21 protein-coding genes are annotated in these 23497 nt (G+C 33.7%); 9 read left to right on the forward strand and 12 right to left on the reverse strand.

Going from position 1 to position 23497, the window contains the following annotated elements:
- Nucleotides 1–9: 9 nt before the first annotated feature.
- Genes HNV08_RS13635 through HNV08_RS13645 form a run of 3 tightly spaced genes read right to left on the reverse strand, consistent with a single transcriptional unit; the run spans nt 10 to nt 2529 of the window.
- Nucleotides 10–384, reverse strand: a complete 375-nt coding sequence (locus HNV08_RS13635; RefSeq protein WP_173281902.1) for a cupin domain-containing protein — start codon at nt 382–384, stop codon at nt 10–12.
- 37 nt (nt 385–421) lie between these two features.
- Nucleotides 422–979, reverse strand: a complete 558-nt coding sequence (locus HNV08_RS13640) for a hypothetical protein (protein ID WP_173281903.1) — start codon at nt 977–979, stop codon at nt 422–424.
- Nucleotides 980–996: 17 nt separating this feature from the next.
- Nucleotides 997–2529 carry a helicase HerA-like domain-containing protein gene (locus HNV08_RS13645; protein WP_173281904.1) on the reverse strand — a complete coding sequence of 511 codons (1533 nt, stop codon included), beginning with the start codon at nt 2527–2529 and terminating at the stop codon, nt 997–999.
- 180 nt (nt 2530–2709) lie between these two features.
- Here HNV08_RS13645 and HNV08_RS13650 point away from each other — a divergent pair, with 180 nt between their 5' ends.
- Nucleotides 2710–3342 carry a 7-carboxy-7-deazaguanine synthase QueE gene (locus tag HNV08_RS13650; protein ID WP_173281905.1) on the forward strand — a complete coding sequence of 211 codons (633 nt, stop codon included), beginning with the start codon at nt 2710–2712 and terminating at the stop codon, nt 3340–3342.
- Between the two features lie 94 nt (nt 3343–3436).
- Here the strand turns inward: HNV08_RS13650 and HNV08_RS13655 are convergent, their stop codons facing one another.
- On the reverse strand, nt 3437–3982 hold the full coding sequence (locus HNV08_RS13655; RefSeq protein ID WP_173281906.1) for a DUF2911 domain-containing protein: 546 nt from the start codon (nt 3980–3982) through the stop codon (nt 3437–3439).
- Between the two features lie 75 nt (nt 3983–4057).
- Entirely contained in the window at nt 4058–5335 is a 1278-nt protein-coding gene (locus HNV08_RS13660) for a YCF48-related protein (protein ID WP_173281907.1), read from the reverse strand.
- 173 nt (nt 5336–5508) lie between these two features.
- Here HNV08_RS13660 and asnB point away from each other — a divergent pair, with 173 nt between their 5' ends.
- The 6 genes from asnB (at nt 5509) to secDF (ending at nt 15673) form a co-directional block, all read left to right on the forward strand.
- Nucleotides 5509–7173, forward strand: a complete 1665-nt coding sequence (gene asnB / locus HNV08_RS13665) for an asparagine synthase B (RefSeq protein ID WP_173281908.1) — start codon at nt 5509–5511, stop codon at nt 7171–7173.
- A gap of 328 nt (nt 7174–7501) precedes the next feature.
- Nucleotides 7502–9451 (forward strand): DNA topoisomerase (ATP-hydrolyzing) subunit B, encoded by a 1950-nt coding sequence (gene gyrB, locus HNV08_RS13670; RefSeq protein ID WP_173281909.1) that lies wholly within the window; start codon nt 7502–7504, stop codon nt 9449–9451.
- Between the two features lie 181 nt (nt 9452–9632).
- Nucleotides 9633–10682, forward strand: a complete 1050-nt coding sequence (locus tag HNV08_RS13675; RefSeq protein WP_173281910.1) for a DUF6588 family protein — start codon at nt 9633–9635, stop codon at nt 10680–10682.
- 129 nt (nt 10683–10811) lie between these two features.
- Nucleotides 10812–11738 (forward strand): malate dehydrogenase, encoded by a 927-nt coding sequence (gene mdh, locus HNV08_RS13680; protein ID WP_173281911.1) that lies wholly within the window; start codon nt 10812–10814, stop codon nt 11736–11738.
- 86 nt (nt 11739–11824) lie between these two features.
- The gene (locus tag HNV08_RS13685; protein WP_173281912.1) at nt 11825–12436 is read left to right on the forward strand and encodes a hypothetical protein; all 612 of its coding nucleotides are present in this window, start codon (nt 11825–11827) and stop codon (nt 12434–12436) included.
- Between the two features lie 177 nt (nt 12437–12613).
- On the forward strand, nt 12614–15673 hold the full coding sequence (gene secDF, locus HNV08_RS13690) for a protein translocase subunit SecDF (protein ID WP_173281913.1): 3060 nt from the start codon (nt 12614–12616) through the stop codon (nt 15671–15673).
- A gap of 54 nt (nt 15674–15727) precedes the next feature.
- Here secDF and HNV08_RS13695 read toward each other — a convergent pair whose 3' ends face one another.
- From HNV08_RS13695 to folE, 7 genes are all read right to left on the reverse strand, one after another.
- On the reverse strand, nt 15728–16126 hold the full coding sequence (locus HNV08_RS13695; RefSeq protein ID WP_173281914.1) for a hypothetical protein: 399 nt from the start codon (nt 16124–16126) through the stop codon (nt 15728–15730).
- A gap of 12 nt (nt 16127–16138) precedes the next feature.
- Nucleotides 16139–17002 carry an alpha/beta hydrolase family protein gene (locus HNV08_RS13700; protein ID WP_173281915.1) on the reverse strand — a complete coding sequence of 288 codons (864 nt, stop codon included), beginning with the start codon at nt 17000–17002 and terminating at the stop codon, nt 16139–16141.
- A complete protein-coding gene (locus tag HNV08_RS13705; RefSeq protein WP_173281916.1) occupies nt 16995–17501 on the reverse strand; it encodes a DUF192 domain-containing protein in 507 nt (168 codons plus the stop codon). Before HNV08_RS13705 ends, HNV08_RS13700 begins: the two co-directional genes overlap by 8 nt.
- On the reverse strand, nt 17501–18325 hold the full coding sequence (lgt, locus tag HNV08_RS13710; protein ID WP_173281917.1) for a prolipoprotein diacylglyceryl transferase: 825 nt from the start codon (nt 18323–18325) through the stop codon (nt 17501–17503). Before lgt ends, HNV08_RS13705 begins: the two co-directional genes overlap by 1 nt.
- Before the next feature lie 65 nt (nt 18326–18390).
- Nucleotides 18391–18594, reverse strand: a complete 204-nt coding sequence (gene yidD, locus HNV08_RS13715) for a membrane protein insertion efficiency factor YidD (RefSeq protein ID WP_194242024.1) — start codon at nt 18592–18594, stop codon at nt 18391–18393.
- A gap of 32 nt (nt 18595–18626) precedes the next feature.
- Nucleotides 18627–20108 (reverse strand): cysteine--tRNA ligase, encoded by a 1482-nt coding sequence (cysS, locus tag HNV08_RS13720; RefSeq protein ID WP_173281919.1) that lies wholly within the window; start codon nt 20106–20108, stop codon nt 18627–18629.
- Nucleotides 20109–20137: 29 nt separating this feature from the next.
- Nucleotides 20138–20815 carry a GTP cyclohydrolase I FolE gene (folE, locus tag HNV08_RS13725; protein ID WP_173281920.1) on the reverse strand — a complete coding sequence of 226 codons (678 nt, stop codon included), beginning with the start codon at nt 20813–20815 and terminating at the stop codon, nt 20138–20140.
- A 197-nt stretch (nt 20816–21012) separates the two neighbouring features.
- Between folE and HNV08_RS13730 the strand changes: the two genes are divergently transcribed.
- Nucleotides 21013–21474, forward strand: a complete 462-nt coding sequence (locus HNV08_RS13730) for a hypothetical protein (protein ID WP_173281921.1) — start codon at nt 21013–21015, stop codon at nt 21472–21474.
- A 15-nt stretch (nt 21475–21489) separates the two neighbouring features.
- The coding region (locus HNV08_RS13735) for a PKD domain-containing protein (RefSeq protein WP_173281922.1) at nt 21490–23497 on the forward strand (2008 nt) is incomplete at its 3' end.

A 23497-nucleotide genomic window follows, 5' to 3' on the forward strand; every position in this document is an offset into this window, starting at 1 on the left:
CTGCTCATACTATTCCTCTTCTCTGTTTACAGACTCTACAGAAAACGCAGGTAAGCAAATAGCTAAATATTCGCATGGTTCCGTAAACGGATTGGAATACTGAAGTCTTGTGTTTTTTTCAACTTTTATAGATTGGCCAGCTTCTAAGACTATAATTTCATCATCAATAATAAATTGTTTTTTACCTTTTATGATAAAAGTATATTCATCAAATTCTGGTGTTTGAAAAGGTTCTGACCAACCAGCAGGTGCTACCATATGAGCAATACTAATATTAGAGTTGCCATCTGTAGCATTTCCAAAATGCTCCTTTATAATTTTACCGTCTTCTGTTGGAACTAGAAATGGAGAATTTTGAATTTTATAGTTTTGTTTTTTTTGCATTTTTTTTATGTTGAAAACTGTGGCGGATTACCCGTTCTTACCAATGTAACATGAAGTGCTTTATCTTCGCTTTTTCTGGGATTTGAATTGGGTCTATATTCATATCCATATCAAAACGCATGCTTGCTGGTAATTCGTTCTTATCTATAGTAAAAGAAGCATTGATTTCATTCACTGAGACTACAATGACATTAATAAGGTTATCTACCTTAGAGATTTTATAGGCTTCCTTAATATCTTTAAATGTACTTAAAGCCGAAATGTTTTTGTCGGTTTTATAACGCTGATCTAAAATACGAACACTTGCAATTACAGAAGTGGAGTCTAATGTCTCTCTAGGCGAGATATCTAATAATTTCTTGCCTCCTTTTTCAAAAACTTCAATCGTATTTACAGATCCAACAAATTCATCTCCTGCAATAAAACGTACTATAGAATCTGAGCTAAAAACAGCTTCTAAATCCTTTACTTGTGTAGAATCATTTAATAGTCCAATTTGATTTTTTTTAATTAAAAATGGGTCAGGAGCTTTGTCTTTTGCACAACTCGCAACTAATAGAACACTAATAAGTGCTACAACTAAGGTGTTTTTCATGTTTTAAATTAAGATTATTATTTAATCATTTTACTTAATATACCAAGAACACCTCTAATTACCGTTGCGCTTGTTAAAACTTTAACAATAGGGTTCATTCTTGTACTTTTTCTTTTTGTGGTACTTCTTTTGCTTTCAGCACGTTTTAACGCCTCTTTTTCTTCTTTGGCTTTTTGTTTTACCTCTTCAGCTTCTGCTTTTTCAATTTTTTCATTGAGCATCTCATAAGCACTTTCTCGATCTACTTCTTTATTATATTTCTTAGCTAGAGTAGATTGGGCTAAAAGTCCACCAAGTTCAGATTCCGTTAAAACATCCATTCTGCTCATTGGTGCACGCATCATGGTTGCCGCCAATGGTGTAGGTTTTCCTTTTTCGTCTAATGCCGAAACTAAAGCTTCACCTATTCCAAGAGAAGTTAATACTTCTGCTGTATCGTAATAGTCTGTATCTGGGTAATTTTGAGCTGTTAATTTTATAGCTTTTCTGTCTTTAGCCGTAAAAGCACGAAGCGCATGTTGAACTTTAAGACCTAATTGTCCTAGTACTGCTTCTGGAACATCTGTTGGGTTTTGTGTTACAAAATATAAGCCTACACCTTTACTTCTTATTAATTTTACTATGCTTTCAATTTGACTTAGTAAGGCGTCTGATGCTTCATTGAAAATTAAATGTGCCTCGTCAATAAACATAACAAGTTCTGGACGTCCGCTATCACCTTGTTCAGGAAAAGTAGAGTAGATTTCGGCTAATAAGCTCAACATAAATGTTGAAAATAATTTTGGTTTATCTTGTATGTCTGTTAAGCGAATAATGTTAATATAACCTTTTCCGTTCTCGTCTATACGCAGTAAGTCTTGCGGGTCAAAAGAGGTTTCTCCAAAGAATAAATCGCCACCTTGTTGTTCAATTTCTATGAGTTTTCTTAAAATTGCACCTGTTGAGGCTGTAGAAATACGTCCATAAGATTCTTCAAATTCAGCTTTGCCTTCATTGGTTGCATATTGAAGAATTTTTTTGAAATCTTTTAAATCTAAAAGTGGTAATTTATTATCATCACAATATTTAAATATTACAGAGATAATACCAGCTTGTGTTTCGGTAACATTTAAGATTCTAGAAATTAAAACCGGACCAAATTCACTAATTGTGGCTCTAAGTCGTACGCCATCTTGTTCAGAAATAGTCATCACTTCAACAGGAAACCCTTTAGCTTCAAAAGGCAATCCAATTTTTTTATGACGTTCATCAATTTTTGCATGCCCAGGACTTGGTTTGGCTAAGCCACTTAAATCTCCTTTGATGTCCATGAGTAATACGGGAACCCCTTTTTCAGATAGATTTTCAGCTAAAACTTGTAGTGTTTTTGTTTTACCTGTACCTGTTGCTCCAGCAATTAAGCCATGTCTGTTCATGGTTTTTAATGGGATATTTACAAAGGTATCTGTAATAGTTTCGCCCTCTAGCATTGCAGATCCTAGGGTAATGTACTCGCCTTTAAATGTGTTTCCTTCGTTTATTTCGTTTACGAAAGTTTCAGAATTCTTCATTAGTCAGAAAATTTGGATAAAAATAATGTAATTTTCATCAAGTATGAAATACTTTGGTATTGCAATCATAGGAATATATATGCAATCAAAGTCCGTAGCTTATCATAGAACATATAATTCTTAAAGTTTGATGAAAACTTAAGGCAAAAACTGAAAACTAAATAACTATCTTTGCAGCTTATGACAAGAAGAGAACGACAAGAGTTAATAGATAAAGGGCTGCTATTACCTTTAATGGAAGAGTTTTATACCATACAAGGTGAGGGGTTTCATAAAGGAACTGCTGCATATTTTGTGCGTATTGGAGGCTGCGATGTTGGTTGCCATTGGTGTGATGTTAAAGAAAGCTGGTTCGCAGAATTGCATCCACCTACAGCTACGGAAAAAATTGTAGAAAATGCTGTTAAGTATAGTGATACTATTATTGTCACGGGTGGTGAGCCATTAACTTGGGATATGGGACCTTTAACAGCGCAATTAAAAGCTAAGGGTGTACAAACACATATTGAAACCTCTGGTGCCTATGCATTAACAGGTCAGTGGGATTGGATCTGCCTTTCTCCTAAAAAAATGAAGTTGCCAACCCAAGAGGTTTATGATCACGCGCACGAACTTAAATGTATCATATATAATAAGGACGATTTTAAATTTGCTGAAGAGCAAGCGGCTAAAGTAAATGCAGATTGTATTTTATATCTTCAGCCAGAATGGAGTAAACGAGAAAAAATGATGCCACTAATTGTGGATTATGTTATGGCTAATCCTAAATGGAAAGTGTCGTTACAAACCCATAAGTATTTAAATATTCCATAACTAAGGTGTTTGTTTAAACAACGTGGATAAAAAAAGTTCCGATTATTGTAAAAACAATCGGAACTTTTTTTTTATTTGGTAAGCTCAATCTAGCTTATATCTCAAAAGGAACTGCCACTCTAACAGTGCCCCAACCTAAATGCATTTCTACACCATTATCACCTTTTTCAAAAGCAATAGAAAAAGTTTCTAATGACTCTTTTCCTTCGGTTACAGGTACAGTTAAACGTGCCACGTCATTATCTTTATTATAACTGTAGCTTCCCCAAACATTAAGATCTGTACTGATGATAGCTGTCCATTCTGATGCTTCAGGAATTACAAAAAAAGAATACGTACCAGCTTTAATGGTTGTATCGCCTAATTTTGCATCTGTATAAAACGTAATTTCAGCAGCTTCATTAGCACCAGTTCTCCATACTTTGTTTTCTTTGGCTAAATCATAAACTTTTCTGTCTTTTAATTGAGGACGGCTATAAGTGATTTTTACGAGTTTATTAGATTCTTTATAAGAGCTAGGATATGCTGCTACGTCCATAGGACTTTTGTCTAAATCTTTAAAATCCTGTCCGTTTATTTGTAATGAAAATAACATTACAATCGCAAATGTTGTTGTGGTAAATAATTTAAAATGTTTCATGAAAGTGTTTTAGTTTTAATTTTTAAATAATAATCTAGATGGTCGTAAAATTATAGGCTTGATTACAAAATAGATCTATATTTTAATAATTTTAACAGCAGAGCGACCAGAATTATTATGAAAATTAATAAAATAGGCACCTACAGCGAGTTCCGAAATATTAAAGCTATAGTTTTTTTCGGTAGCGTGATCAATTACATCACGTGCTAATTGTGATATAAATTTTCCGTTGATATCATATAATTCTATTAAAATATTATCATCACTTTTAAAATCAATGGTTATTTCTATATGGTCTTCAACAGGATTTTTTAAGTTTTTAATTTGAATATGTTGAGATGTTGTGTCTAATTCTAAATCTGAAGTGGTAAGGCTTTCACTGGTGTACTTATATATTGTCGTTCCAGCAGCAAATGCTGTGCTTTCATCAATAATATAAATTCTATTTAGATTGTTTCCTACATTTAAGTTGGTCCATGTTTCACCACCATCTTGTGTTTCGTAAAACCCAGTAGTGTGTCCGCCAAGCCAGCCATGTGTTTCTGATAAGAAGCCAACAGCTTGTATGTCGGTTTCTGTGGCTTCAAATTCTAGCCAATTTGTGCCACCATCAGTAGATTTAATGAGTTTGCCATTATAAGGTGCAACCGATTGCAAGGCACCAACAATAAAATCAGGGTTTTGTTCTAATGTTTGAATTTTCCAAATGTATTCACCAGGAATATTTGAATTGTACAATGCTGTCCAAGTTAAACCGCCATCGGTAGTTTTTAAAATGAGTGCGCCGTCTTCGTTTTTTCCGGCAACATAACCTGTGTTTTCGTCCGTAAATAAAATTTCAACTAAGGCATCTGCATAGCTAGACATGTCAATAAAAGTCCATGTGTCACCACTATCGGTTGATTTTATAATGTGAGCAGGAGAAAAATAGGCACCACATCCATAAATAGTAGACGTTCCTATAGTGCTTAATCCGCAAATAGCGTTTGGATTTGGTGAGATGTTTTCAATTTCAGTCCAATTAATTCCGCCGTCAATGGTTTTAAAAACGGTTCCATTTAAGGTGCCAATAAATCCTATACTTTCGTTTAAAAATTCTATATTTCTAAAATAGTAACTTCCAGAAAGATTGTTTTCGTTTAGCTGTTCTGTCCAGGTTAAACCGCCATCTGTAGTTTTATATACCGCTGCGTAATAGCCATTGGCCGCCCAACCTGTAGAATTATTTAAGAAATAGACATCGTCAAAACGTTGACCATTGAGGTTAGGAACGATATTGGGAACAGGTTGCCAAGAAGACTGAGCAGAAATGGTCATTCCAAATAATAGCAGGAGCAGCTTACATGTTTTCATAGTTTAACTTTCAAATTACAAAGTTAAGAATCTGATTTTGCCTTTATAATTATTTTTGATTAGAAATTATTCAAATTTAGTTACAATTTGTAAGTTAATTACGTATTTGTGTTTTTAAATCAAAACTTTAATTTCATATTTGTATCATAAATAATAATTAAAATTAAAAAGTTATGTGCGGAATAGTATGCGCGTTTGATATAAAGCAAGAAGTAGATAGTTTAAGACCACAGGTTTTAGAAATGGCAAAAACGATTCGTCATCGTGGACCAGACTGGAGTGGAATTTATAGCGATGATAAAGTAATCATGGCACATGAACGTTTGGCAATTGTGGATCCAGCCTCAGGGAAACAACCATTATTTAGTGCAGATAAAAAATTAGTTTTAGCAGCAAATGGAGAGATTTATAACCATAGGGAAATAAGAAAGCAGTTTGAAGGAAAATACGATTTTCAAACGCAAAGTGATTGTGAAGTAATTTTGGCATTATACCAAGAAAAAGGTGTTGATTTTGTCGATGATATGAATGGTATTTTTGGATTTGCTATTTATGATTCAGAAAAGGATGAATATTTCATTGCAAGAGATCACATGGGAATTATACCACTTTATATAGGTTGGGATAAAAACGGCACTTTTTATGTGGCTTCAGAATTAAAAGCTTTAGAAGGAATTTGTACAAAAATTGAATTGTTTCCTCCAGGACATTATATGTCTAGTACAGATGGAGAATTTGTAAAATGGTATAACAGAGATTGGAAAGATTATGATGCCGTAAAAGAAAACGAAACTAGCATTGCTGAAGTGAAGCAAGCATTAGAGGATGCTGTACATAGACAACTAATGAGTGATGTGCCTTATGGTGTTTTGTTGTCAGGAGGTTTAGATTCTTCTGTGACATCAGCCATTGCTAAAAAATATGCTCAAAAGCGTGTAGAATCTGATGATACAACTGATGCTTGGTGGCCACAGTTACATTCTTTTTCTGTTGGTTTAGAAGGCTCTCCAGATTTAGCAGCAGCTAAAAAAGTGGCAGATCATATTGGTACGGTGCATCATGAGATTAAATTTACAATTCAAGAAGGGTTAGATGCCATAAAAGATGTTATTTACAATATAGAAACTTATGATATAACAACAATTCGCTCGTCGACACCAATGTATTTAATGGCGAGAGTAATTAAATCAATGGGTATAAAAATGGTATTATCTGGTGAAGGTGCAGATGAGATCTTTGGAGGTTATTTGTACTTTCATAAAGCACCTAATGCTCAAGAGTTTCATGAAGAAACAGTGCGTAAATTAGATAAACTTCATATGTACGATTGTTTAAGAGCTAATAAAAGTTTAGCGGCTTGGGGAATAGAAGGACGTGTGCCATTTTTAGATAAAGAGTTTATGGATGTTGCAATGGGCATCAATCCAAAAGATAAAATGATTAATGGCGAACGTATGGAAAAATGGGTGGTTCGTAAAGCCTTTGAAGATATGATTCCAGAAAGCGTAGCATGGAGACAAAAAGAACAATTCTCAGATGGTGTAGGTTACAGTTGGATTGATACTTTAAAGGAATTGGTAGATAAAGAAGTGAGTGATGAGCAATTAGCCAATGCAAAATTCCGTTATCCAATTAACACACCTTTAAACAAAGAAGAGTATTATTATAGAAGTATTTTTGAAAGTCATTTCCCAAGTGATGCAGCCGCATTATCTGTGCCACAAGAAGCAAGTGTAGCTTGTAGTACAGCAACAGCATTAGAGTGGGATGAGGCATTTAAAAACATGAATGATCCTTCTGGAAGAGCCATAGCTAACGTACATGATAAGGCCTACTAAAAAAGGACTGTAAAAGTGGTTTTATTAACCTAATCATTATAAAATTAACTTATAAAATCTCGCTTCTGCGAGATTTTATGTTTTACTCTAGTTTTGTTGAGGAGTAAAAATTATTAAAATCGATTTTAAGGTGGTTTTAAGCTCTTTTAAGACGCTTTTTAAATAATTAACAAATGTTGATAATTATCGCCTACAATCAATAAAAAGCTTTTAAAAAGCGTCATTAATTCGTATATTTGTTTGTATTCAAAAGGATGCTGTATGGCGTCTTTTTTTGTGAAGTCATTTATAAGACGAAACAAAAAAAACTAACAAATAACGTTTAATAATGAGCGAAAAGAAAGAAGAATTTAATAAGGATAATTATTCAGCAGATAGTATTCAGGCCCTTGAGGGAATGGAACATGTGCGTATGCGTCCATCCATGTATATTGGTGATGTTGGCGTTAGAGGATTGCACCATTTAGTTTATGAGGTTGTAGATAACTCTATTGATGAAGCCTTAGCAGGTCACTGTGATAACATTACAGTAACGATTAACGAAGATAATTCTATTACCACAGAAGATGATGGTCGTGGTATACCAGTAGGTCTTCATAAAAAAGAAGGCGTTTCTGCATTAGAGGTTGTAATGACTAAAATCGGAGCAGGTGGTAAGTTTGATAAAGATTCTTATAAAGTATCAGGTGGTTTACACGGTGTTGGTGTAAGTTGTGTTAATGCACTTTCAACAAATCTTAAAGCTACGGTTTATAGAGAAGGAAAAATTTACGAGCAAGAGTATGAGCGTGGTAAAGCCATGTATCCTGTAAAAACCGTTGGAGATACGGATAAAAGAGGTACAACGGTTACTTTTAAACCAGATCCTACAATATTTACCCAAACTTTAGAATATAGCTATGACACGCTCGCGAGTCGTTTGCGCGAATTAGCCTATTTAAATAAAGGCATCACTGTACATTTAATCGATAAGCGTCATAAAAAAGATGATGGTGAATTTGAAGGTGAAACATTTCATTCTGAAGAAGGCCTAAGTGAATTCATTAGATTCTTAGATGCCACAAGAGAGCCTTTAATGAAAGATGTAATATCTTTTGAAGGTGAGAAAAATGGTGTGCCAGTTGAGGTAGCCATGGTTTACAATACGTCTTATGCAGAAAATTTACATTCATACGTAAACAATATCAATACACATGAAGGTGGAACACACCTTTCTGGTTTCCGTCGAGGATTAACGCATACCCTTAAAAAGTATGCCGATGAATCTGGAATGTTAGATAAATTAAAATTTGATATTTCTGGAGATGATTTCCGTGAAGGATTAACCGCTATTGTATCTGTAAAAGTACAAGAGCCTCAGTTTGAAGGTCAAACAAAAACAAAATTAGGTAACCGTGAAGTTTCTGCAGCTGTAAGTCAGTCGGTTTCAGAAATGCTTACAGATTACTTAGAAGAGCATCCAGATGATGCCAAAACGATTGTTCAAAAAGTAATTCTTGCCGCACAAGCACGTCATGCAGCACAGAAGGCTCGTGAAATGGTTCAGCGTAAAACCGTAATGAGTATTGGTGGTTTACCTGGTAAATTATCAGATTGTTCTGAGCAAGATCCTGCTAAATGTGAAGTATATCTTGTTGAGGGAGATTCGGCAGGTGGTACGGCAAAGCAAGGACGTGATAGAGCGTTTCAGGCGATTCTACCATTAAGAGGTAAGATTCTTAATGTAGAGAAAGCCATGACACATAAAGTTTTTGAAAACGAAGAAATCAAAAATATATTTACAGCTTTAGGTGTAACTATTGGTACAGAAGAAGATAGTAAAGCGCTAAATCTTTCAAAATTAAGATACCATAAAATTGTTATTATGTGTGATGCCGATATTGATGGTTCGCATATTGAAACTTTAATATTAACGTTCTTCTTTAGATACATGAAGGAGTTAATAGAAAATGGTCATATCTATATTGCAACACCTCCTTTGTATTTAGTTAAAAAAGGTGCTAAAAAGCAATATGCTTGGAATGATGAAGAACGTGCAGACATTATGGAACAATATGGTGATGGTGCAAAAATTCAACGTTATAAAGGTCTTGGTGAAATGAACGCTGAGCAACTTTGGGATACCACTATGAATCCTGAGTTTAGAACCTTAAGACAAATACATATTGAAAACGGTGTTGAGGCAGATCGTGTATTTTCTATGTTAATGGGAGATGAAGTGCCACCACGTAGAGAATTTATTGAGAAAAATGCAATCTATGCAAATATTGATGCATAAATTAGATTTTTAAATACAATTCTGAACTAGAAATTCAGTAAAAAAACACCCAATTTTGGGTGTTTTTTTATAAATTATTTCAAAATTTAAAATATGAGCGCGAATATTGTGTTATAAATAGGGTAAAGTCTTGATATTCAATTTATTTTTTTATGTTTATACCAATCTAAATCAATTATTTATGAAAAAAATTATTACGCTATTTATTTGTGCTGTAAGCTTTCAAATTGCTAAAGCTCAGGACTTGGAAACAATACTATTAGCTGCAGACGATGCAAGTTTATTGTCGCAAAACTATTTAAATCCAGCGATGGAAGGTTTAATGTATAGTATGAACGGAGGATGGGCTACAACTGCCAAAGTACATAAAACCTTTGGGTTTGATTTAACTATAGGTGCAAATGCGTCGTTGGTTCCAGAAGAAGCTAAAGCTTTTGCATTTGTTCCTGGTGATTATACATATCTTTCTCTACCAAATGGCGAAAATGAGCTTCAAACGATAATGAGTGAAGATGATTCTGAAGTTTTGGTAGATGTAAGAATACCAGATGAAAACGGAAGTGGTACATATAAAGTAGTAAGTTTTACGATGCCTGGAGGTATTACAGAAGATTTACCAGTGAATGCAGTCCCAGCACCAACGGTTCAAGTTGGTTTTGGTTTGCCATTCAAAACAGATATCAAGGCACGTTTTGTACCTACCCAAAGTTATGATGATGTAGAAGCAAAGTTACTTGGTTTTGGTTTACAGCATGATTTAACACAATATTTAGGCATTGTAGATACATCGCCATTAAGTGTTTCTTTATTGGGTGCATTTACTAATATGAGTGTTGTTTATGCAATGTCAGATGAAGATGCTACTGATAACGTTGAGGTTGTTGATGGTGAAGCTGAATTTAAGATGAATACCTGGACGGTTCAGGCGTTAGCATCATTAGACTTTAAGTTGTTGACTTTATACGGTAGTTTAGGATATAATAGTGGTACAACAACGACAAAAATGAAAGGGGATTATATATTAACGTATGATGTAGAAGACAGTAATGGCAATCAAATTGGTACTGTAGATGAGCAAATATCAGATCCTATAAATTTAGAATTTGAAACGACAGGAATGCGAGCAACTTTAGGTGCGAGAATAAATCTCAGTATCTTTAAAATATTTGCAGATTACACGTTTCAAGATTATAATACAGCAACTGTAGGTATAGCATTCAGCGTACGGTAATACAACACATAACATATAAATAAAAAGCGCAAGATTTAAGCTTGCGCTTTTTCATTTTAACTAATTTTATTCGTAAATTTGTGTTCATTTGAAACATGTAATTTCACATTTAAATAAACATAAATAATTATGAAAGTAACCGTAGTTGGCGCAGGTGCAGTAGGTGCAAGTTGTGCAGAGTATATTGCCATTAAAAACTTTGCTTCAGAAGTTGTAATTTTAGATATTAAAGAAGGCTATGCAGAAGGTAAAGCAATGGACCTTATGCAGTGTGCATCCTTAAATGGATTTGACACTAAAATAACTGGTAGTACAAATGATTATTCAAAAACTGCAGGTAGCGATATTTGTGTCATTACGTCTGGTATTCCTCGTAAACCAGGAATGACTCGTGAAGAGTTAATAGGTATTAACGCTGGTATTGTAAAAATGGTTTCTGCCAGTTTAGTAGAACATTCTCCAAATACAATTCTTATTGTGGTTAGTAACCCAATGGATACTATGACGTATTTGGCTCATAAAGTAACAGGTCTACCTAAGCATAGAATTATAGGAATGGGTGGCGCGTTAGATTCTGCACGTTTTAAGTACAGATTAGCAGAAGCGTTAGAAGCACCTATCAGTGATGTAGACGGCATGGTAATTGGTGGACATAGTGATAAAGGTATGGTACCATTAATATCTCATGCAACAAGAAACAGTATAAAAGTTTCTGAGTTTATTTCAGCAGAAAGATTAGAGCAAGTTGCAGCAGATACTAAAGTTGGTGGTGCAACATTAACAGGTTTATTAGGAACATCAGCATGGTATGCTCCAGGTGCAGCAGTAAGTGGCTTAGTACAAGCAATAGCTTGTGATCAAAAGAAAATTTTCCCATGTTCTACATTATTAGATGGTGAATATGGATTAAGTGACCTTTGTATTGGTGTACCAGTAATTTTAGGTAGAAATGGAATAGAAAAGATTGTTGATGTACCTTTAAGTGATGCTGAAAAAGCACACATGGCAGAAAGTGCAGAAGGTGTTAAGAAAACAAATGGTCTTTTAGAATTATAAGATTATATAATAGATTGCACTATATTAATAGTATAGAATTGCTCTCATTACGTTTTGGGAGCAATTTTTTTGTCTATATTTGGCGCATGAAAACCAAATTGCATTTTGGATTATTAATTGTACTCTTAGCGTTTTTAGGAACGTTTTATGAGCAAAATACAGTACCAAATCAGCAAATTGTTATTCAGTTTTCAAAAGATACGACTTCAATTGAGGACACTGAAAATGCTATTCAGTCCATCCAGGAGAAACTGAAACGTATTGGTGTTACGGATATTACCATTGGTCAAAGTCATTCAGGTCAATTAAGAATTACCTATTTTAGTGAGGCAGACGTCACTCAAATCCAAAATGCGCTTTACAGTACTGAAAACTTTCAGATTTCTAAAAATATAGCAGATCAGTCGTCATCAGAGATTCCAGATCGACAAAATACAAATGATTATAAGCTTAATATATCTGAAATTAAGTTGCAATCGCCTATAGCTTGGGATTTAGAAGGTACTCAAGTTGTTGAATGTAATTATAAAACAGATCAACCTCATACGTTAAAAGTACAAAACTCAGGTAATCAGGTTGATACTGAATTAAGGAATGGTGCCGTAAATACAATAGTGGCATCGTATAAAACGGCGGCAATTGCTAAAAATACTTCCACGTATAAGATTCCAGAAGTGCGTGCCGGACCTCTACTTTAAAGAATTTTTAATCAGAAAAATTCTATACCCAAAACACAAGCTTTTGTCAATCAAAAAGCTAAACATCTAATTCAAAAAAAATATTGTCGAATTATAGTGTAAAGGCTATATTTGCGCGCTAGTTTAAAGCACTAGTACAATACACTAACAGACAATTCGATATTAAAAACAACAACAATGCAAAACAAAGGAATAATTAAGCTTTTTGCGCTTTTATTTGGTTTGGTAAGTATTTATCAATTATCATTTACGTTTAAAGCTAATCAAATTGAAGATACTGCAAAACAAGCAGCAGTAGCAAAGTATGCAGATACAGAAGCAGATTACCAAACAAACAGAACAATAGAAGAGGTACGTTACCTTGATTCATTAAAGACTTCTAAAATAAAAGTAGGAGACAAATTTGAATCAATAGATGTCTATAATTTAGGTATAGCACAATATGATTATACTGAGGTAGAAAACAATGCCATGAATTTAGGTTTAGACCTTAAAGGTGGTATTAATGTTATTCTTCAGATTTCAGTAAGAGATATCTTAAAGGGATTATCTGATAATAGTAAAGATCCTGTATTTAATAAAGCCTTGGATGATGCTGAAGAATTACAAAAAGATTCTCAAGATTCTTATTTACAATCGTTTTTTACGGCGTTTGACGCGATTAAGGGAGACACGAAATTAGCATCTCCAGATATTTTTGCTAACCGATCTAACCTAGGTGTTATTTCTTCAGATATGTCAGACAATGATGTTAAAGGCATTGTTGAAACTAAAATTGACGAGTCTATCGTATCTGCGTTTGAGGTATTGCGTAAACGTATAGATAAATTTGGTGTAACCTCACCAAACATACAACGTTTAGGAAACTCTGGTCGTATTCTTTTAGAATTACCTGGAGCAAAGGATATAGAGCGTGTTAAGGACTTAGTAACTAAAACGGCTCAATTACAGTTTTGGGACACGTATAAAGCGCAAGACGTTTTACCATATATTATGGAAGTTAACCAGAAAATGGTTGAAGAAAATAAAGCAAAAGAAACTGTAGAAGAAGTTGCAGAAGTAACAGAGGAACAAGATGCGACTTCAGATGCCATTGATGATTTAACAGGGCAAATAGAATCAGACTCTACAAGTACGGCGAGTTTAGAGGATATCTACCCAATTGGTATTCAAGAATTCGGAAGAGGTGGTTCTGTAATCGGTATTTTCTTAAAGAAAGATAAAGAAAAAGTATTAGCGAATTTAAATGCTTCTAAAAATAGAGCATTGTTACCGGCAGAAATGCGTTACGTTAAGTTTGCTTGGGGACTTCAGGCAGAGGATTCTGAGTATTCAGAATTATATGCTATAAAGGGAAATAGAGAAAACGAACCTAAATTAAGTGGTGCTGTTATTACAGATGCAGGGCAAGATTACGATCAATTAAACAGACCAGCTGTTAGTATGCAGATGGATCCAAGAGGAGCAAAAATTTGGGAAGAAATGACCAAAGAAGCTAACCAAACAGATGGTAACATTGCTATCGTTTTAGATAATATTGTGTATTCTGCACCTGGTGTTACACAATCTGGAGGAATTTCAGGAGGTAGATCTCAAATTTCTGGTTCATTTACTTTAGCAGAAGCAGTAGATTTAGCAAACGTATTAAGAGCAGGTAAATTACCTGCATCTGCAGAGATTGTACAAGCAGATGAGGTTGGTCCTTCTTTAGGACAAGAAGCTATTGATAGTGGAATGAAATCTTTCATTATAGCTTTAGCATTTGTTTTAATTTGGATGATATTTTACTACGGTAAAGCAGGTGGATTTGCAGATATCGCTTTATTATTTAATATCTTATTAATCTTTGGAGTATTAGCAAGTTTAGGCGCAGTACTTACCTTACCAGGTATTGCAGGTATTGTATTAACTATTGGTATATCAGTAGATGCTAACGTGCTTATTTTTGAACGTATAAGGGAAGAACTAGCAAAAGGTAAATCTCAAAAAGAATCGATTAAGGACGGTTTTTCTAATGCATTGTCTTCAATATTAGATGCCAATATTACTACAGGTTTAACGGCTTTAATATTATTTGTATTCGGTACAGGTCCAATTAAAGGTTTTGCGACAACATTAATCATCGGTATATTAACGTCTTTATTTACAGCTATTTTTATTACACGTTTATTAATAGATTGGTATATCAATAGAGGTGGTAAATTAGAGTTCTCAACAGGTTTAACTAAAAACTTATTTAAGAATGTTAATATCGATTTCCTTAGAAAACGTAAAATTGCTTATATCTTATCTGGTGGATTAATATTGGCAAGTTTAGGATCTCTATTTTTTGGAGCAAAATTAGATCAAGGTATTGACTTTGTAGGAGGACGAACATACCAAGTACGTTTTGCTCAGGATATGAGTGTTGAAGAAGTAAAAAATGATCTACATTCTGTATTTGAAAGTGCTGAAGTTAAAACGATAGGTGGCGCTAATCAGTTAAAAATTTCTACCAAATACTTAGTAGAAGATAGTTCTACTGAAGCAGATGAAAAAGTGCAATCAATGTTGTTTACAGCATTGCAAAAATATCTGCCAGAAGGGATGACATATGCAGAGTTTTTAGATGGTTCTGGAGATAAAAAAATAGGTAAAATGTTATCTAGTAAAGTGAGTCCAACGATTGCAGATGATATTAAGAAATCATCTATTTGGGCAATTTTAGGATCTTTAGTTGTGGTTTTCTTATATATCTTACTAAGATTTAAGAAATGGCAATTCTCTTTAGGTGCTGTTGCCGCAGTATTCCATGATGTGCTTATTGTATTAGGTATCTATTCATTAACATGGCGTTTTATGCCATTTAGTATGGAAATAGATCAAACGTTTATAGCAGCTATCTTAACCGTTATTGGTTACTCATTAAATGATACGGTTGTTGTTTTCGATAGAATTAGAGAGTACTTTAATGAAAACTTAGGTTGGAGCTTTGATACTACTATAAACAAGTCTATAAACAGTACAATTTCTAGAACCTTAAATACGTCGTTAACAACCTTAGTGGTGTTATTGGCAATGTTTATATTTGGTGCAGATTCACTTAAAGATTTATTATTTGCATTAATTGTAGGTGTTATTGTAGGTACATATTCTTCTGTGTTTATTGCAACACCAATAATGTATGATACAGCTAAGAAAGGAAATGCAACAGATGCACTTAAGAAAAAAGTGAAAGACGTTGAAGAAGACGCTTAAGCTGATTTAACATAGAATACTAAAAAGCCTTTCTTAATTGAAAGGCTTTTTTATTTATATAAATTGTTTAAGGGCAAGGTTTATCATCCAGATTAAAATAGGGCTTAAGGTCACAATTATTGAAATCAAAATACCAATACCAAATAAATATGATGATATAACATGAATAAATGAGTTGTTTAGATGTCTAAAAACCAAATGTAGTATCCAACCAAAGGTGTAACAGATGTTAGCAATAATAAAATATAGTAATAGTGATAAATAGGTGCCTAATAGTAGGGCAGGACCTGGTATTAAAGTAATAAAACCATCTTGAGGTAAGGCTTCAATTGTTTTAAAGCTTATAAACAAAATTAAAAGTAATATTAGGTTATAAGGAATTCGTCTTAACTCCCACCACAATATAATGTTTTGCCAATTTTTATTTAAAATATGTAATCTAAAAAAGGACATCGTTCTGAAGGTTTACAAAGTATTCTTTATCCAATTATGTGTCATTTCCCATAACGATTCTTTAAATTGAGGTCTAAAGAATCCAAAATGACCTACATTGTCAATGTTAAAATTTTTAGGTGTAATGTGTTGTCTATCAACGTGAGCGTTTACAAATTGTTTTGCTAACCAATCTACAGAAGATTTACTTGCAAATTTATCCTTAGGAAAACTTAAGGCTAACATGCTTTTATTATAATTTTTAAATTGAAGTTCGTCAAAATCAAATTCACTTAGTAAATAGTCTTTGTGTTTTCCCCAACGTTGCCATTGGTAGGCTACGAGTTTTGGTAGGTTTTCAAAAAGTCCTATTTTTTTCGCAGGAAAATAACCAAATAGAGGTGTTAAAACAGGAATTAAAAGATACCAAAACGTAATCATTCTAAAGCGTTCAAAACCGTTCCAATGTTTCCAATATCCACTTTGTGAAGCCACAGTAACAATAGCATCTATTTTTGAAGCATTTGTATTAAAGGCTAAAAGTTGACCTCCAATACTATGTGTTATTACTATTATTTTATGATTTTCATTTTGAAGTTTAGCAAAAGCAATCACTGAGGCTTGATCATTTTCGCCCCAAGTCTTTAAATCGACGTTACTTGATCGTAATTGTGCGTTATTCTTGCAGGATTTTCCTATGCCAGAATAATCAAATGTGTAAACGGTGTAACCTAATTCTGAAAAATAGGTTGAAAATTTGAAATAGTAATGTTGAAGGACTCCAGTGGCTGAAGAAATAATAATGCTTTTATGATTTGAAGATTTTGGTTTAAAAACCGTGAGACCCAATTGATGTCCTATAGGTGTGGTAATATTGAGATCTACCCCTTTAATCATTTGTTATTTTAGTGAAACTAATTTTATCGCCAACGCTAAGCTGCCATTCATCAGATAAACCACCATTAATTTCTAATACATATTTTGCTGGCGCTTCAGATGGAAGGGACGTTTCGTCAAAAGGTTTTGCATTTTTTTGAAAACTTACAATAGAAAGGGATTCATCAATGTAAATTATATCCAAAGGAATTTTAGTATTCTTCATATAGAAACTACGAAATTCTACATCAGGAAAAATAAAGAGCATTCCGTGATTAGTTTTAAGCTGTGTTCGGTACATTAATCCTGTTTGGGTCTCGTAGTCGTTATCCGCAATTTCTATATCAATGGATTTAATAATGGAATCTGAGCTAGCTTTTTTAAGGGTTAGCGTACCTTCTTTTTTAAAGTTTACAACAACTTTATCTTTTGTTTTTGTTGGGTTTTCTTTTTTACAAGAAGCAACAAATACAAGGACTAAAGACATGAATAGAACTTTAATAATGGGAGAATTACGCATTAGCTCAGTTTTGATTTTGGTTTATATATAAACATAAAATACAGCCCAATTATTATAAACGGAATACTTAACCATTGCCCTGTATTTAATGCCCAATCTGCACGTTCAATATTTTGAGCTTCTTTTACAAACTCAACAAAGAATCTTACGGTCCATAATAAGACCAAAAATAGTCCAAATAAAAAGCCTTGTTGTTCAGATTTTTTTGTTTTCCAATAGAAGTAAAAAAGTATTAAAAAGACAAAAATGTAACAAAAAGCTTCATATAATTGCGCAGGATGCCTAGGCATTGTTTCTCCTAATTGTTTAAAGACCACACCATAATCGCTTCCTGTTTCTTTACCTATGATTTCTGAATTAATAAAGTTACCAATTCTAACAAATACAGCACCTAATGCGACCGGAATGACTACACGGTCCAAAATCCAGAGCACAGATTTGTGTAATACTTTTTTGTTATATAAGTACATAGAAATAATCATGGCTATTGCTGCACCATGACTCGCTAATCCTTGAAAACCTGTAAACTCAAAACCACCTTTAAATTTAAATGGTAGAAAAATGCTAAAAAAGTCTTCTGTGATAAGTTGTGATTGATAAAAAATAACATGGCCTAATCGTGCTCCAAGCATGATACCTAAAACAGAATAAATGAATAATGAATCTAAAGATTCTTCAGATTCGCCTTCATTTTTATAAATGCGTTTTGTGATTTGAAAGCCAAGAATAAAGGCTGTAATCCACATTAAGCTATAAAAGTGCAGTTTAAAAAACCCTAAGTCAATATACTTAATAGGATCCCAATCAATCTGTAGTAAAAACATATATATTCTATTTATTTGGCAAAGATACTATTTTGATAGTCATGGAAAATGAGATTAACTTAATATTAATGCTCTTTGGGAGGTACAGGGTCTAATCCTTTACCGCCAAAGGGATGACAACTTAAAATTCTTTTTAAGGCAAGCCAGCCGCCTTTAAAAAAACCATGGACTTCCAAGGCCTCCTTTGCATAGTGAGAGCACGTTGGTTGATACCTGCATGTTGCTGGTGTTAACGGCGAAATAAATGATTGATAAAATTTAATCAACATTAAAAAAGGATATGTCAAGATTTTTTTCACACTTAATTTGTTGTAAATGTGGTGCCTTCTCTACTATCGTTTAACTGAATACCAGCATCTGCTAATTGATCTCTGATCTTATCAGATAATGCGAAGTCTTTATTCTGTCTAGCTTCTTTTCTTAGGTTTATTAAAATTTCAACAGCACTTGCTAATTTAGCACTACCTGTATTTTCTTTTGAAATATTAACGAGCCCAAGGATATCAAATACGAAGGTGTTAATGGTGGCGTTTAATACGTTTAAATCTTCTGAAGTAATGGTAGCACTGCCATCTTTTATCTGATTAATAAATTTTACAGCTTCAAACAGTGTGGCTATTAAAATAGGTGTATTGAAATCATCATTCATTGCATTGTAACATTTCTTTTTCCAACCAGAAACGTCAAATGAAGATGAAGAATTTGTTTTTAAATTATCAATTAATCCGATAGCTTCCATGAGTCTATGGAACCCTTTTTCGGCTGCAGCTAAACCAGCATCTGTTAAATCTAATACACTTCTGTAGGACGCTTGCATCATAAAAAAGCGAATGACACTTGGGTTGTAGGCTTTAGACAATATGTCGTTTTCTCCTGAAAGTAATTCAGCAGGATTGATATAGTTACCTGTTGACTTGCTCATACGCGCACCATTCAATTCTAACATATTGGCATGCATCCAATATTTTACTGGTGCTTGTCCTTTTGCGGCTTGGTTTTGTGCAATTTCACACTCATGGTGCGGAAATTTTAAATCCATTCCACCACCATGTATATCAAAAAATTCTCCTAAATATTTAGTGCTCATCGCAGTACATTCTAGATGCCATCCAGGGAAACCATCACTCCAAGGTGAAGGCCAACGCATTATATGAGCTGGTTCTGCTTTTTTCCAAAGCGCAAAATCTTGCGGGTTTTTCTTATCACTTTGACCGTCTAACGCACGTGTATTATGGATTAAGTCATCGAGCTTTCGCTTACTTAAAATGCCATATTCATTAGTTTCATTGTATTTATGAACATCAAAATACACTGAGCCATTAACGATATAAGCAAATCCATTGTCAATAATCGCTTGGATTAAATCAATTTGCTCGATTATATGACCTGTAGCAGTTGGCTCAATACTAGGCGGTAAAAAATTAAATGTATTTAAAACATTATGAAAATCGACCGTATAGCGTTGAACAATTTCCATTGGTTCAATAGCCTCTAAACGCGCTTTCTTTGTAATTTTATCTTCACCAACATCGGCATCATTTTCTAAATGTCCTGCATCCGTAATATTACGAACGTATCGTACTTTGTAGCCTAAGTGCTTCAGGTAGCGAAAAATCATATCAAAGGACATAAAAGTTCTAACATTACCTAAATGTACGTTACTATATACGGTTGGTCCACATACATACATACCAACATAACCTTCCGTTATAGGTTGAAAAATATCTTTCTCGCCACTGAGCGTATTGTATATTTTTAATTCTTCTGTATTATATAATGACATGAAATTAGTTTGAATAATGAATCAATAATCTAAAATTGAGTATCTAGTTGTATGTAATCTAGTAATTCTCTTCGTGTTTCTTTTTCTTTAAACTTGCCACCAAATTCTGATGTTACGGTACTACTTTCAATATCTCTGATACCTCTAGAGTTTACACACAAGTGTTTAGCGTCAATCACACAAGCAACATCCTCCGTATTTAATACATGTTGAAGTTCTTTAACTATTTGAATCGTTAAACGTTCTTGTACCTGTGGTCGTTTAGAATAATAATCAACAATCCTATTCATTTTTGACAAACCTACAACAGTACCATTTGAGATATAAGCAATATGAGCTCTTCCAACAATAGGCAATAAGTGATGTTCGCATGTTGAGTACACGGTTATGTTTTTTTCAACAAGCATTTCACCATACTTATACTTATTATCAAAAGTTGAGGCACTGGGCTTTTTATTGGGATCTAAACCTCCAAATATTTCATTTACAAACATTTTGGCAACACGGTTGGGTGTGCCTTTTAAACTGTCATCATTGAGATCTAATCCAAGGGTTTCTAGAATATGTTTTACATCTTCTTTAATGCGCTCAATTTTTTCATCATTAGAAAGTTTGAAAGCATCTTTTCTTAAAGGTGTATCGCTAGAGGTGCCAATGTGGTCATCTCCTATGGCGTCTATATCGTTAAAATCACTGTCGATTTTCATTTTAAAATAATTAGGTTTCAGTTTTTAAAAACAAGTTGCAAAGATAAACAATAAAAATAGGATGAATTGGGTAGGGAAAATAATTATATAACTGTTATATAATAAAAACCGTTAAAATGTCAATATCCTTGACAAATTAACAATGGTTTATATAAAATTTTCTTAATTTTCGAAACTTAAAAAAATCCGTTGAAATAATGAAAAAACTATTAGTCTTAATAGCTATTATGTCACTACCCTTAATAGTGATATCCCAACAATCGCATAAGCAACAGCCATTACAGGTCATAGAGTTTAATGATAACGTTAAATTGCCACTAACAGACACAGAACGTTCTCAAATTGAGGAAGTTTATGGTGAGTATGCGGAAAAATATGTTTACAATAACCCATTTCGTTTATTGAGTATTAAGAATATACTTAGAAACAGAGTGACCGTAGAAATTATTACTAACAATGGAAAACAGAAAGAATGTACAAAGTTATCTGAAGTACCTGTTTTTAATAATTACAATGAAGAATTAGAACACGATGCTGTTTTTAATCCTGAAAATTTTAATCCCTTAAAGTATAGTTTTAAGTTTTATTCACGTTCTGCGGCAATTTACCATGTGGATAATACAAATTATTATATAGTTGTTAAATCACAATATCAATAAAAGAAGAATTACAATATGAAATATATAATTACAATTATAGCTTTATTTTGTTCTTCTTTAGTGATAGGACAAGATGTATTAATGCAAACAGCAACTGTAAGTCAGTGTGGAGGTGTTTTTTATGATTCAGGAGGAGAATTTGGTCCTTATGGCAATGACGAAAGTTTTATTTTAACTATTTGTCCAGAAAATGCAGAACAGAAGGTTCAGATTGATTTTACTGACTTTAGCACACAACTAAATGCAGATGTAATGACTATTTATAATAGTGATACTGCAGATCCGGCTGAAGCATTTGGGTCTTTTTCTGGTGTAGATAGTCCTGGTTTGGTTACAGCAACTCCTGGAAACACTAGTGGTTGTCTTACTATAGAATTTGTTTCTGATGGAAATGGTAACACCACAGGTTGGATAGCTAATATTTCGTGTTTAACACCTTGTCAAACTATAACATCTCAAATAGATACCTTTTCGCCAACGCCAAATGGTGATGGTTATATTAGAGTATGTCCTAATGAAGAAATTACTTTAACAGGAAGTGGTAATTTTTCTTTAGACGGCACAGGGGCTTCTTATGAATGGGATCTTGGTGATGGAAATACCATAGATGGGCAAACAGCTACTTTCTCTTACGATACACCAGGAGTGTATATTGTGAATTTGAATATTAATGATACGAATACAACTGTAATTCCTGAAGGTTGTTCTAATACTAATTTAATAAACCAAGTTGTTCAAGTAGCGACAGAACCGGATTTTACGGGTACTGAAGCAGCAGGGACTGTGTTTGAGGCGCCAAATTTATGTTTTGGTGAAAGTACGACTATATCAGGTGTGGTTAATGCGGTAGAATTTATTAATGATTGTACACCTCCTGCTAGTGGAACTACGGTTTTACCAGATCAATCAGGAGCGACATATGAAACCTCAATAACGGTAGATTGTTATGACTCAAATCAGACTTTAACAGATGTAAATCAAATCGTAGAGATTTGTATAAATATGGAACACTCTTGGTCTAATGACTTAGAGATTGATATTATTAGCCCTTCAGGTCAAGTTGCCCAATTATATGACAGAGGTGGTGGAGGAACTTATTTTGGTGGCGCAAACAATTTAGACAATCAGGTACCAGGCATTGGTGCAGATTATTGTTTTTCTTTATCAGGATCGGTACTTTTAAATCAAGGTCCTACAATTACTGCAGGCTCTAACCCACCTTCTGCATCATGGACGCCGGGAACATATTTACCTGTTGATGATTTTACGAGTTTATTAGGAAGTCCTTTAAATGGTGATTGGACGATTAGAGTTGTTGATAATTTAACTGTAGATGATGGTACGATTTTTTCTTGGGTTATTAATTTCGATCCAAATTTACAACCACCAGAGCTTTCTTTTACGCCTGTAATTACCTCTGAAGGTTGGGATGCAGATCCTACTATAACAGGTACTTCTGGTAATGATATTACCGTACAGCCTGATACTGCTGGTCAACACTGTTATACTTATAGAGTTACAGATGATTTTGGTTGTGAGTATACTGAGGTTGTTTGTTTTGATGTTTATCCAGAAATTGTAACGGAAGCACCAAATAATTTATATATCTGTGATACAGGAATACCGCCATATATTTTTGATTTAGCATCCAATACGTCGGTTGTTCTTGCTAGTGCGAGTAATCCTGGTGATTTAGTTGTGTCTTATCATAATTCATTGGCTGATGCAGAGACAGATATGTCTCCGATTACCGACACAAGTAGTTATTCTGGAACTGATGGAGAAACAATTTTTATAAGGGTTGAATATTTAGATACGGATTGTTTTGAAGTGCTGTCTTTTGTTTTAAACGTTTCTGGTCAACCCACCATCAATCCAGTCTCAGACTTAGAGTTGTGTGATGATATAAGCAATGATGGATTTGAAGAATTTGATTTAAGTGCTCAGACACTGTTAATATTAGGAAGTCAATCGTCTACGGATTTTACGGTTAGTTATCATTTAAATTTTGATGATGCCGATT

The organism is Winogradskyella eckloniae (assembly GCF_013249045.1).
GTDB classification, from domain to species: domain Bacteria; phylum Bacteroidota; class Bacteroidia; order Flavobacteriales; family Flavobacteriaceae; genus Winogradskyella; species Winogradskyella eckloniae.

Bases quoted from the DNA above. Each gene is read 5' to 3' on its own strand.
- HNV08_RS13635 (WP_173281902.1), bottom strand. From the start codon at position 384: ATGCAAAAAAAACAAAACTATAAAATTCAAAATTCTCCATTTCTAGTT.
- HNV08_RS13640 (WP_173281903.1), bottom strand. From the start codon at position 979: ATGAAAAACACCTTAGTTGTAGCACTTATTAGTGTTCTATTAGTTGCG.
- HNV08_RS13645 (WP_173281904.1), bottom strand. From the start codon at position 2,529: ATGAAGAATTCTGAAACTTTCGTAAACGAAATAAACGAAGGAAACACA.
- HNV08_RS13650 (WP_173281905.1), top strand. From the start codon at position 2,710: ATGACAAGAAGAGAACGACAAGAGTTAATAGATAAAGGGCTGCTATTA.
- HNV08_RS13655 (WP_173281906.1), bottom strand. From the start codon at position 3,982: ATGAAACATTTTAAATTATTTACCACAACAACATTTGCGATTGTAATG.
- HNV08_RS13660 (WP_173281907.1), bottom strand. From the start codon at position 5,335: ATGAAAACATGTAAGCTGCTCCTGCTATTATTTGGAATGACCATTTCT.
- asnB (WP_173281908.1), top strand. From the start codon at position 5,509: ATGTGCGGAATAGTATGCGCGTTTGATATAAAGCAAGAAGTAGATAGT.
- gyrB (WP_173281909.1), top strand. From the start codon at position 7,502: ATGAGCGAAAAGAAAGAAGAATTTAATAAGGATAATTATTCAGCAGAT.
- HNV08_RS13675 (WP_173281910.1), top strand. From the start codon at position 9,633: ATGAAAAAAATTATTACGCTATTTATTTGTGCTGTAAGCTTTCAAATT.
- mdh (WP_173281911.1), top strand. From the start codon at position 10,812: ATGAAAGTAACCGTAGTTGGCGCAGGTGCAGTAGGTGCAAGTTGTGCA.
- HNV08_RS13685 (WP_173281912.1), top strand. From the start codon at position 11,825: ATGAAAACCAAATTGCATTTTGGATTATTAATTGTACTCTTAGCGTTT.
- secDF (WP_173281913.1), top strand. From the start codon at position 12,614: ATGCAAAACAAAGGAATAATTAAGCTTTTTGCGCTTTTATTTGGTTTG.
- HNV08_RS13695 (WP_173281914.1), bottom strand. From the start codon at position 16,126: ATGTCCTTTTTTAGATTACATATTTTAAATAAAAATTGGCAAAACATT.
- HNV08_RS13700 (WP_173281915.1), bottom strand. From the start codon at position 17,002: ATGATTAAAGGGGTAGATCTCAATATTACCACACCTATAGGACATCAA.
- HNV08_RS13705 (WP_173281916.1), bottom strand. From the start codon at position 17,501: ATGCGTAATTCTCCCATTATTAAAGTTCTATTCATGTCTTTAGTCCTT.
- lgt (WP_173281917.1), bottom strand. From the start codon at position 18,325: ATGTTTTTACTACAGATTGATTGGGATCCTATTAAGTATATTGACTTA.
- yidD (WP_194242024.1), bottom strand. From the start codon at position 18,594: ATGTTGATTAAATTTTATCAATCATTTATTTCGCCGTTAACACCAGCA.
- cysS (WP_173281919.1), bottom strand. From the start codon at position 20,108: ATGTCATTATATAATACAGAAGAATTAAAAATATACAATACGCTCAGT.
- folE (WP_173281920.1), bottom strand. From the start codon at position 20,815: ATGAAAATCGACAGTGATTTTAACGATATAGACGCCATAGGAGATGAC.
- HNV08_RS13730 (WP_173281921.1), top strand. From the start codon at position 21,013: ATGAAAAAACTATTAGTCTTAATAGCTATTATGTCACTACCCTTAATA.